This is a genomic window from Actinomadura mexicana (genome assembly GCF_900188105.1).
GTDB lineage: Bacteria > Actinomycetota > Actinomycetes > Streptosporangiales > Streptosporangiaceae > Spirillospora > Spirillospora mexicana.
The window spans coordinates 1-10,716 of the sequence record NZ_FZNP01000027.1; the positions used below are offsets into that span (position 1 = coordinate 1).

7 protein-coding genes and 3 pseudogenes are annotated in these 10,716 nt (G+C 68.8%); 2 read left to right on the plus strand and 8 right to left on the minus strand.

All coding sequences use genetic code 11. The annotated features are described in order from the left end of the window. The coding region (locus tag CHC11_RS38060; protein ID WP_245920271.1) for a M4 family metallopeptidase at window positions 1-1,133 on the minus strand (1,133 nt) is incomplete at its 3' end. A 205-nt stretch (window positions 1,134-1,338) separates the two neighbouring features. Between CHC11_RS38060 and CHC11_RS38065 the strand changes: the two genes are divergently transcribed. After that, entirely contained in the window at window positions 1,339-1,806 is a 468-nt protein-coding gene (locus CHC11_RS38065) for a tyrosine-type recombinase/integrase (RefSeq protein ID WP_245920272.1), read from the plus strand. Between the two features lie 557 nt (window positions 1,807-2,363). On the opposite strand, the gene CHC11_RS38070 is transcribed toward CHC11_RS38065, so the two are convergent. After that, window positions 2,364-3,473, minus strand: a complete 1,110-nt coding sequence (locus CHC11_RS38070; protein ID WP_089316761.1) for a winged helix DNA-binding domain-containing protein — start codon at window positions 3,471-3,473, stop codon at window positions 2,364-2,366. A gap of 217 nt (window positions 3,474-3,690) precedes the next feature. Continuing rightward, window positions 3,691-3,855 (minus strand): hypothetical protein, encoded by a 165-nt coding sequence (locus CHC11_RS41840; RefSeq protein ID WP_179279213.1) that lies wholly within the window; start codon window positions 3,853-3,855, stop codon window positions 3,691-3,693. 186 nt (window positions 3,856-4,041) lie between these two features. Here CHC11_RS41840 and CHC11_RS40865 point away from each other — a divergent pair. Further along, window positions 4,042-4,143 (plus strand): annotated as a pseudogene (locus CHC11_RS40865) (IS5/IS1182 family transposase); the annotation flags it as partial. Window positions 4,144-4,333: 190 nt separating this feature from the next. Here CHC11_RS40865 and CHC11_RS38080 read toward each other — a convergent pair. From CHC11_RS38080 to CHC11_RS43110, 5 genes and pseudogenes are all read right to left on the minus strand, one after another. After that, the gene (locus tag CHC11_RS38080) at window positions 4,334-8,620 is read right to left on the minus strand and encodes an nSTAND1 domain-containing NTPase (RefSeq protein WP_089316763.1); all 4,287 of its coding nucleotides are present in this window, start codon (window positions 8,618-8,620) and stop codon (window positions 4,334-4,336) included. After that, complete coding sequence (locus CHC11_RS38085) at window positions 8,613-9,551, minus strand: hypothetical protein (RefSeq protein WP_089316764.1); 939 nt, start codon at window positions 9,549-9,551, stop codon at window positions 8,613-8,615. Before CHC11_RS38085 ends, CHC11_RS38080 begins: the two co-directional genes overlap by 8 nt. Window positions 9,552-9,567: 16 nt before the next feature. Continuing rightward, window positions 9,568-9,924 carry a CU044_2847 family protein gene (locus tag CHC11_RS38090; protein WP_089316765.1) on the minus strand — a complete coding sequence of 119 codons (357 nt, stop codon included), beginning with the start codon at window positions 9,922-9,924 and terminating at the stop codon, window positions 9,568-9,570. A gap of 251 nt (window positions 9,925-10,175) precedes the next feature. Continuing rightward, window positions 10,176-10,485, minus strand: a pseudogene (locus tag CHC11_RS38095) (transposase); the annotation flags it as partial. Then, window positions 10,482-10,688: pseudogene (locus tag CHC11_RS43110) on the minus strand (transposase); the annotation flags it as partial. The pseudogenes CHC11_RS38095 and CHC11_RS43110, both read right to left, overlap by 4 nt. Window positions 10,689-10,716 lie beyond the last annotated feature (28 nt).

A 10,716-nucleotide genomic window follows, 5' to 3' on the forward strand; every position in this document is an offset into this window, starting at 1 on the left:
TCGCCGATCAGGTAGTCCGGCGGGTCGTAGGCGGAGGGCTCGTTCATGTAGTGCTCGGTGAGCGTGCCGAAGATGTCGCCGGCCGACTCGTTCATCCCGCCCTTCTCGTTGCCGCTGCCGCCGCTGGCGCCGCCGGGCGTGGTCTGGAAGATCGCGTGCCCGTTCTCGTGGCCGACGACGTCGACGGACGTGGCCAGCTTGGTGTTCGACTGGTTGTGGCCGAAGTTGGTGTAGCTGCCGTTCCAGTAGGCGTTGACGTCGTTCAGACCCACGCGCGAGGGGAAGCCCCGGCCGTTGCCGTTCGTCCCGTTGCGGCCGAGCCATGCCTTGAGCATGTCCCATTCCTTCTGGACCGCGTACAGCACGTCCACGCAGCCGGTCTCCAGGTTCGTCCCGCTGCCGTTGCCCCAGGCGCTGTCGGTGCCGGTGTAGGCCGAGCCGCCCTGGCCGCCGCACTGGTGGCCGGGCCGCGTGGGGTCGGTCATGGACGTCGCTGCGGTGCTCAGGTCCACCGTGCCGTGGTAGAAGCTTCTGTCATCGGCGGCGTCGCGGACGTCATCGAACGTTCGGACGACCCTGCCGGTCTTGGCGTCGACGAACACGTGCAGCTTCGTCTCGCCGTTCTTCTGGTGACCGGTGACGACCGTTTCGTAGACCAGGCGTCCCTTGCCCTCCGCCAGCACGGTGAGGCCGGGGGTGGAGACCGTGTCGACCTTCGCGACCTCGGCACGCGACACCGTGGCGGCCTGCGCCGCCTGGATCGTCGCCTTGGTGCCGACGTTGAGCGTCGCGGTCTGGTTGACCGAGGTGCTCAGCACACCGCCGTCGGCGTTCGTGGTGACGACGATGTCGCCGCCCAAGACCGGCAGGCCGTCGTAGGTGCGCTGGTACTCCACGTACTGCAGGCCGCGCAGGCCCGAGGTGACGCTCGTACGGAAGATCTTGTCTTTCGGGGCCTTCATGAACTCCGCCGGCTTGGCGGCCACGAAGGTGTCGGCCGAGACCGCCGCGAGCGTACGGGGGTCCGGCTTGGCCGGGGTGGTGCGGGCGGTCGCTCCTGTGGCGGGGACGGACATCGCCACGGCGAGGCCGGCCGCCAGCGCCGCCGCCCCGATCGCGGTCTGGTGTCTCACAGGGGTGCTCCTTCCACGGACCCGACGACACAAGGGCGTCCGAAGCCTCACGTGGGAGCGGCCTGCGACGCCCTTGCCGCCGGGGGGATTGGGGACATGTCGCTCATCCGGGATGAGCTGCCCCGAAGTGCACCTTGTTGGACATGAACATGTCAATACATTCAAAGCACCATGAATTTTCACAAACCAAGAACTGAGGCACTGTATGCGAGGCAACTTCCCTGGTGAACAGCATCCGGCCCGGCCCACCGGAGTTGGGGCGGCACCGGACCCCGTTGAGGCGAGGTTGGGCCGCCAAGTGCCGCTGCGACCACTGCAGACGAGCCTTCGCCGAATACCGCGCCCGCCGCCGCGCCGACGGCAAGGACGACCCCCGCGAACCCCGCCGCCGCGAGACCGACGGCCACATCCCCGCCAACTGGTTCCGCCTCCGGATCTGGAAGCCCGCCCTCAAGAGAAAGCCGACCTGGACGTCAAGGTCCGCATCCACGACCTCCGCCACGCCCACGCATCCTGGCTCCTGGCCGGCGGCGCCGACCTCCAGGTCGTCAAAAAATGCCTCGGCCACGGATCCATCTCCACCACCGAGCGCTACCTGCACACCCTCGACGACGCCGACGACACCGCCCTCGCTGCCTTTGACAAAATCCGCAGCCGCCGCCGCACCGACTGACAAACTAAGCGTCTACTCCAAGCGGGTCGAACATAAATACATTTATGGGAGGCGATCGTCGGCTATGTCTGTGCCATCCTGTGGTGATGCTGGGTTGCGCAACCTTCGGATGAAGAGCGCACGATGTCGCCGCGTGCCGATCCGTTTCGGAACCGCCGAGCCGACAACGAGCCGACACTGGCCGTAGACGATCTTATGGCTTCCTCACCAGCGGCCCAATTGACCGGCGTGGACGGAGTTTCCGGCAGGCGCGCAATTCCCCGAACTGTTCGACGCCGTCCTGGCTGACGCGGGCATCCAGACCATGCTCACCGGCGTGCGGATGCCGAGAATGGACGCGACCATAAGGGTCGACACGGCGCAACAGCAGCCCTACCAACCCACACGCAAAGCCACTGCCCGAGCAGCTTGACGAATTCCATAGGGACACCCATTTACGGTTCTTTGTGGCCACGAGGCTCGATCATGGCCGGTGCGTCGTCCGGCAGTCAGTCGTCCGGGAACGCTCGTGAGAGTGGCCCGTCGAGCCTGTGAGGGGCGGCGGAAACGGCGACCCATCAGAATTCGAAGCGGATGTCGCGAGCGGCGGAGTCGGCGGCGGCGAAGTCCAAGAGCCGTTCACCCTCCTCGGCCAGCGCATCCTTGTCTCGCGACGCGAGCTGCTCATAGGGCCGGACGAGCAGCGTCGCGGTGTCCCGTTCACGTTCCAGCTGCCAGTCACCGGCGGTGAACCCGTCCAGGAGCACGATGCCGGGCAGTGGACGGCGCGTGGCGTAGTTCTGCGCGCGGAAGGCGTCGGTGATGACGCGGCTGCGGTCGGCGTGCGACAGCAGCAGATTGTCGAAGTCGTACAGGAAACGCGGCGGCGCGGGGGTGTCGGGGTCGGGCCGTGGAGCGTCGGGCACGTCGAACAGTTCACGCCCGTCGTCGTCGGTGAAGACGGCCAGGCGGGGACGCAGCCGGTTCACCACCTCCCGCAACCGTGTCAGCCCTGACCACTTCTGCACGTCCTTCACGGACGCGGGGCCGAACGCCGCCAGGTACCGCAGGACCATCTCCTCAAGGGACGCGTCGGCCGCCGAAGACCGGCCCAGCCACGCCTCGGCGGTCGTGTGCGCGATGGGCCCGCTTCGCCCCCACACGCCCCGGGGCGGCACCTGCACCAAGGCCATCCTGTTGCGGGCCGCGTAGGCGAGCGACGCCGGGGGACGGTCGCCCCATCCCGCCGTCCGGCCGTGTTCGGCGAGCAGCGCGCCGAGTTCCTTGCTCGTACGCGGTTTCTCCTTCAGCAACGGCCGGGCGGCGGCGATCAACTCGTCCATGTCCAAGCCCTGGACGGGTTCGCCGTGGGTGTGGTTGGAGAACAGGTCGCGGTCCAGGACGGGCTGGGTCAGCGGGCGCAGCCAAAAACAGTCGCGCGCGCTCACCAGGTGGATCGTCGAACGCATCAACGCGATGCGCACCAGTTGCCGGTCGAGGAGCAACTGCGCGATCTGCTCCGGACGCACGTCCTCCAGCCGTACGCCCAGGCCCATGTACCACGAGTGCGGCGTCTGCGCCTGCAGACCCACCAGATGCTCTACCGCCTCCACTACGGGCAGTGTCGAAGGGGCCAGCAGCAGCTGCCGGTCCAGCGTGGCGCGGTTGAGCGCGCGGCGAGTAAGCATCGGTGTCACACGGGTCAGAGTAGAGGGCGGAAGAAATTCCGCGCTCCGCGACAAGGAGCCCTACCAACCCTCACGCAAACCCGCCACCCAGGCCGCTTGACGAATCCCATAGGGACACCCCCAGCGCCAGCCGCAGCATCGTCATCCGGCTCACCGCCGTCACCAGTCGTTCAGCCGGCCGCGCATCCGGTCGGCCGACCAGCGCCAACGTGATCGCTCACAGGGCCTCACCGGCCGCCACCGAACGGCGGCCATAGCGCACGGTCAGCCCGGGAACCTGCTCGGCGAAGGCCTTCTTCCCGCAGCCGTCATTACGGCACACTAACCGGTGCACCCGCAGGTAAATCAACAGCTCCTGCTCGCCGACCGCGGTGTCGGACAACTGCCGCTCATTGCGGCTGTGCCTGTGCCGTTAGGGCGTCCAGCAGCTCGGGCACACCGCCACGGTCGTGGTGGTCCGTGCCGAGACCCGCACCAAAGCACCGGAACGCGACAGCCGGTCAACGCCCACACCTACGTCGGGTGAGCCACCGGACTGTTTGGGGGAGACGGCTCGCGGTCTGCGGCCGTGGAGATGGTGGAACGGTTGGTGCCCGAGGAGTTCTGGGAGTTGTTCCAGCGGGTGGTGCCGCCCGCTCCGACGCGGCCGCAGGGCGGTGGTCGGCGTCAAAGGGACGCATCGGCACCGGTTCCCTACGATCGCTTACTGATGGTGGAGCAGGCGGTTGAGCAGCCAGCTGAGGCCGTTCGGCCAGGCAGGCCACGATCGCGCGCTCGGCGGGATCGCCCAGAGCCTCCCACCCGGAACCGCTCTGGTGAGCGTCCACGAGCCGTGGGCTCTTGCTTACCGACGGTAGAGGTCAAGAGCAGGGGGAGGAGGTCCTGAGCAGGCGGGGGATGTCGAGGGTCCTGGCGGCCAGGGGGCACAGGAACCGCAGCCAGGCGGCCGGAGCGGTCGGCTCCAAGCGTCCGTCGGGAGAGATCCGCCAGGGCGCGGTGGCCGGGGTCGCGTTGGTCAGGACCGCAGTTCGAGGGGCGGGGTCGAGCGGACGCAGCAGGCCGAACCACGGATCGCGGGTCCAGCGGCGCACGGCCAGGCCCCGGGCCGTCCAGCGGAGGTTTTCGGTGGTGTAGGTGATGTCGAGGCGGCGCGGGTCGCCGGCGAAGGAGAGGGCGACCGGGAGCAGGCCGTCGGGTGAGGGCAGCCTGCCGACCAGGGTGCGGGTGGCGAGGTCCCAGACCTGGACCTCGGTGGGGGTGACCGTGGTCGCGTCGGCCTTGATCGTGGCCAGGGCGGCGAAGCGCTCCGAGGGATCGATGGTCAGCAGCGAATCCTCGACGGCGCGGGCCTTGCCGAACCTGATTTCCGAGCCGGGGACGGGAGTGCCGTCCCACCAGAGGCGTACCAGGCCTGGCCGGAGGGCCAGGTCGCCCAGCAAAGCGACCATGTCACGGTTGCGTGGGCGGATGCGGATGCCCTTGACGGCTACTTCCGAAAGAGTGCGCCGGGTCAGCTTCCGGAGGGGATCGATGCTCCACAGGGCGAGCTCTCGGTTGCCGTGGGACGCGGGGTCGTCAAAGGCCCTGATCATTATTCTGCGGTCGTCGGCGAAGGTAACGCTGGTGCCGGCGCCGCTGATGGTGGCGACCGGGGTTAGGGCGGGCAGCCGGAACAATGTTGTGATCTGCGTCTTCGATGAGGTGCTCGCCAGCGTCCGGCCGTCGGGGGAAAGCGCCAGCCGCTCGGCTACCCAGGGGAACCGTTCCGAAGGACGGCTGTACCTGCTCAGCCCAGTCTCGTCGGTCGACGCCGGGATGGGGACCGCGCCGGTGCGCCGGCGGGTACGGATGTCCCAGATTTCGGCCTGCGAGTCCGGGTGGATCAGCAGCACATGGGAGCCGTCCGGGGTGAACCGCACGAACTGCGAGGCGGCCAGGCTCAGCCCGGCCGGGTGGAGCTCGCCGAACATGAGCCGGTGGAGCGCGCGGTCCAAGTCGTCGGGCGCCGGGATCCGGAGGACCATGGCCGCTTGGTTGTGGACGGTGACGAGCCGGTAGGCTCCGCCCCGTTCGGGGGTCACCGCGATCACTCGGTGATCGGTCGGTAGCTGGAGGGTGCGCATGGAGCCCTCGTCGGCCCCGGTCTCGCCCACGTGGACGAGGTTCTGATCGACGAGGTCGCGGTAGGCCACGTGCGCGCCGTCAGGGCTGAAGACCGACGAGTGGGGGCAGGACTCCGAAACGCTTCCGTGGGGGATCATGGCTCGTCGGGCGAGCACCGCGTTGTCGTGCAGGCTGCGGAGCCTGAGGTTGTAGGCGCGGCCTTCGATGCCGCAGTCGACAAAGGTGTCCAGGTCGCGCGACGTGGGCGTGCGGGTGGTGCGCGGCGGCGGTGGGGAGAAGGGGCGCGAGCCGGACGTGGTCAAGATCATCGCGGGACCGCCGGACGTGCTCAGGACGGCTTCGCCGGAGGGCAGGACACCGAGGAGCGCCGTTCCGGACTGAAAGTAGGAGCCGCCCTCGTCGACCGGCGGCCTCGCCAGGCGTCGCGGCGCCGTCCCGGGCCGGTCGAGGTCGGCGAGCAGCGTGCCTTCGTTGGTCAGCAGCGCCAACCACCGGCCCGAAGGATCGGCGAGCAGGTCGAAGGGCTCGGTTCGCAGCCGCAGGGCGCGTTCGGGCTGGCCGGTGCGCGCGTCGGTGATGACGATTATCCCTGGCACCGTGGCTGATGGCTCGGTGATGAACGCGATCCGGTCGTCGTTGAGCCAGACCGGCTTGGTGGCCACCGAAAAGGGCTGGAGCAGGATCGGGCCGCCGCGGGTCGGACTCTCGGGCGGCAGCCGGAACGTCCGGACCGGGGCCGCTCCCGAGAGGTCCCAGATCCTCGCGGACCTGTCGAAGGTCTGCACCAGCCGATTTCCGCTGCGGTTGACGCGGGACCTGCCATCATTGGGCTCGACATAGGCCGTGAGTTCGAGAACCGACTCGACGGACCGCAGGCCCCGATAGCGTCCGAGCAGGCGTTCCCGGGTGAACTCGTCGTCGTAGAGCCGGTGCGCCCTCAGAGCGGAGAGCAGGCCGTTCGGCATCGACGCAGTGCGCTCGTAGTTGAGAATCTCGCGAGCGGTGAGGGCGGCGTTCCGGTCGTTTCTCGTGGCGACACCACCGATGAGCGTGTTGACGAGGGACACCGTGAGAACCGCGACGAGCGCCACAGCCAAAGCTCGCAGGACGGAGCGCCGTGCGGAGCCACGGGCGCTCATGTTGATCAGAGCGCGTTGGCGGGGGCTCATCTCGGCCGGGTGGGCGCGCCGTCTGCGCCAGGCGGTGAGCAGGGCCCGGCCGCGCAGGAGATCATCGCGAGTGTGCTTCAGCTGCCAGCGGCGGTAGCGCGCGTCGAGCTCGTCCTGCCATTCGCGGAACTGTTCCCGCTGCCGGAACCGCTTGAGCAATTCCGGCCACGCTTGGACGATGACCAGGTGAGCGAGCTCCACCGTGGCGGGCTGGCCCTTGCCGCCCGACAACGTCAGCAGGCGGGTCTCGGCAAGAGTCTTGGCCCGCGGAGCGTGGGCGCCGAGTTCGCTCAGTTCCACCACCCGACGGACGTACTGGCCGCCGGAGACCGGACTGATCAGTTGGCAGAGCAGCTCCAGATCGGCTTCGGCGGAGCCCCGGTCACGCCAGGTCCTTTCGGCGAACGCGCGCACCGCGCCGCTCACGCCGCCGAGTTTGCGGTAGACATCGTGGCGCAGCGTCCCGGCGTGGCGCCCGTCCCAGAGCAGGGTGAGCGTGAACTCGACCAGGGGCAGGGGGTTCGGCTCCCCGGCCAGGTCGGCCAGGATGGCGTCGACGAGGCCTTCCTGGTAGACGGGCATTCCGATCGGTGCGAGCGGGCGTTCGATCAAGGCGCGCAGTTCGGCGGCGTCGGGGGCGCGGATCGGCACGGCCGCGTCCGCGAACCGTTGTCCGATGCGGCGATCGTCGAGCAGGGCGGCCAACGACGTCGGGCCCACGGTCACCACGAGAGCGAGAGGATCGGCCCGTCCCGAGCCCGCCAGGCCGGTAAGGGCCGCGAGAAGAGCGACTGTATCCGGCTCCGACTGTGCCAGAGCTTCGTCGACTTGATCGACCACCAGGACGATCCGCCGGAGCCCGCCCCCTTCGGTCAGGGGTCCGAACACATCACTTGGATGCTCTGCCAGACGTGCGGCGAGCAGATCCGCGTCGTTCGCCCAGGCGGCATGGACGCCCACCCTGGCGGCCTCGAGACTCGGCTCGGCACACAGAGCCGCGGCCAGGGCCGTCCAGGGTGTTGCGCCGGCAGAGAGAAGGCAGACGGCGACGGCGACGTCCGATGCCCGCAACCCGGGCGCGAGCCCGGCCCGGACCAGGGAGGACTTGCCGCATCCCGACGGGCCGGTGACGACGAGCAGTCCCGGCTGGTCCAGCATGCCCAGCAGTTCGGCCGTGAGTTTCTCTCGGCCGAAGAACTGGTTTTTGTGATGCTCCTCGAACGGGTCCAGGCCCAGGAACGGGATCGCCGGCCCAGCTGCCTCGGCCAACTCAGGCCACACCTGGTACAGCGCGGCGCCGGACAGCGCGTAGCCGGTGCGCCGCTCCGACCTGCTCTCGGTTTCGACGAGCATGCCGACGACAGCACCGAGTTCGACGTCCAGGACGGGGCCGCCGCTGAAACCGCGACTGACGGCGATCCCGGTCGACCGGTCGTCGTCGATCTGGAATCTTCCCCCGGCGCCGGTGCCCCGGATCAAACCCTCGGCCCACACGCCCCGAGGCCGTCCGGCGGGACAGCCGTACAGGCGCACGGGATGGCCGGTCGGCTCCTCGGCGGCGACGATCTGCACGGATCTGGCCGCGCGGGGCAGATCGTCCGTGGCGATCCGCAGGCCGGCCACATCGGCGTCGTCGGCTACGAACGCGACGGTGGCAGGAATCCGCCCGCCGTTCGCCAGCAACGGGAAGTCGATCTCGATCTGGGCGCCGAGTGGGGCCCGATCCGTCTCCAGCGCGTACGCCGCCACGTGCGCACAGGTGATGAGGCGGTCGTCATCGACCAGGAAACCGACGCCGACCGGCTCGTCACCTCGCCAGAGCCGGACGAGGGCCCGTTCCGCGAAATCAGTCATCGGCCCCGGCTTCCCGGAGCCGTCGCAAGATCACGAGAAGGACGGTCATGGTCGACAGCCCGGCGCCGATCCCGAGCAGGGGAGGCCAGAACGACCACGTTCCGTCTGGGTAAGGGGCGGTGGTGCCCGGACGGGCGAAGAGCATCAAAAGCAGGCTGGTGGTGTCGGCGACTAGCGCCGTTCCGGGCAGGAGCAGCCAGCCCGCCACCATTGGCCTTGCCAGCGGGTACGTTGGCGCGAAGACCACGAGCAACGGTACGGCGACGACGCAGCCGAACGAAAGGCTCCCGGTCATCCACCCCAAGCCTGTCGAAGGACGAAGCAGAAGCCAGGCGAGGAGCACCAAGGCGACGACGACCGCCGGAGCGAGTCGACGGAGCGGCTCCGTCTCCGGCCGACGCGGTGGGTTCGTCCGCCACAACCAGACCCACGGCAGGACGGTCGCGGTCGCCGCCGTCAGCAGCGAAGCCGAGCCGAGCCACAGCACTTCTGGCGCGTCGAAGACCGAAAGGCCGGTCCAGCGGCCCGGAACGGTGCAGGCGATACCACCCCACAATGCGACCGAGCCGGCGAAGAACGCTATGCCGCTCGGTGACCGGGCCCAGAACAAGCAGACGATTCCGCTGCCCAGGAGCACTGCGAACGGCAGAATTGTCACTATCAGTGCCGCGATGACGGCCGGGCTGTAGGCGACCTGGCGGAAATCAGGGCTGTAAAGGTGGCCGTCCACCTGGCCCCACCGGCTTCCCCGCACCTCGATCGCGACCTGCCATGTGCTGTTCGGATCGTTGTGGAAGGCGACCGCCGTGGCCGACCCCACGAGTTCGTGAACGGGGTCGACATTCACGGCGTACAACGACAGGCAGAACGCTCCGACGGCACAGATTCCGGAGACCCGGGGCAGAACCGGCCCAGCCACGGGCACGCGCACCTCGCCTCCCGCCCGATCACGCGGAAGCGGAAGAGCCGGCGTCGCCGGGGCCGCGCGACTCGCCCGACCGCTCGATGCTGATCTTGATGTGCGCGGCGCTGACGGTTTTGGCGATCACTACCCCGACGTCCGCGGTCACGCTGAGCCCGACCTCGACGATGACCTTCTCCGCGCGATCCGCCGACGCCTCGGCCCGCTGGGCGACGGCCCGAGCGACCCGCAGAACACGGTCAACGCTCTGCTCCAACGTCTCCTGGGCCTGCGCGGTCGTGGCCCGCCAGCGGCGTCCCGCGGGTACCGGAGCGTCGGTCTCCCCGACCTCGAAAGGGAAGCTCTCTCCGTCCGAGAGGCGAACTTCGACATACTCAGCCATCGCTGCGTTCCCTTGCACATAGGTGCCAGCAGGAGGTGTGATCCCGAGGAAACACTAAGCAGGAGTGCGGCGCTTTCACACGGGCTCTCACTGTGGTGACTGCATGTGGCCACCTTGACCGCGTGAGTGGCCGTTCCTCGCCGCTACGTCCGTAACAGTACGGTGGCGGTCGATTGTTCAGTTGACCAGCGTGGTAACGCTGCTGGCGATCTCGGCCTCGGTGAAGCGGAACGAACCGCCAAGACGTCATCTCATCTGGCGAGTCGACGGTGGCAGATGAGTGTGGCGGCGATGCCGACGAAGGCCAAAAAGTGTTCAGGTTTGCGTTCGTAGCGGCGGTGCAGTCGGCGGCAGCAGCCGCTCAGCCATGACACCGTTCGTTCCACCACCCAGCGGTAGCGCCCGAGCCTGTCGGAGGACTCGATGCCGCGGCGGGCGATGCGCGGCGTGATGCCCCGCCCGCGCAGCCAAGTGCCTCAGGTCGGTGTAGTCGTAGCCTGGTCGCCGTTCAGCTTTGCCGGGCGGCGCCGGCGCGATGCCCCGCACCAGCGGCTCCAGCGCGATGTCGTGGTCCCCGGCCGGGCGCCGTCGTCGACCTCGGCCCGACGCACCCAGGACCGCACCGTCTCGGTCGAGGTGACTCCCAACCTGGCTGCGACGGCCTTCATCGCCGACCACTCACTGGGGTAGTCCGGGCGGACCTCGGCCACCATGCGGACCGCGCGCCTGCGCAGCTCAGGGGGATAGGGAGACGGACGTGCCATGACTCGATCCTCTCAGGGAAACGAGCCT

Bases quoted from the DNA above. Each gene is read 5' to 3' on its own strand.
- CHC11_RS38070 (WP_089316761.1), bottom strand. From the start codon at position 3,473: ATGCTTACTCGCCGCGCGCTCAACCGCGCCACGCTGGACCGGCAGCTG.
- CHC11_RS38090 (WP_089316765.1), bottom strand. From the start codon at position 9,924: ATGGCTGAGTATGTCGAAGTTCGCCTCTCGGACGGAGAGAGCTTCCCT.
- CHC11_RS38065 (WP_245920272.1), top strand. From the start codon at position 1,339: ATGCGAGGCAACTTCCCTGGTGAACAGCATCCGGCCCGGCCCACCGGA.
- CHC11_RS38080 (WP_089316763.1), bottom strand. From the start codon at position 8,620: ATGACTGATTTCGCGGAACGGGCCCTCGTCCGGCTCTGGCGAGGTGAC.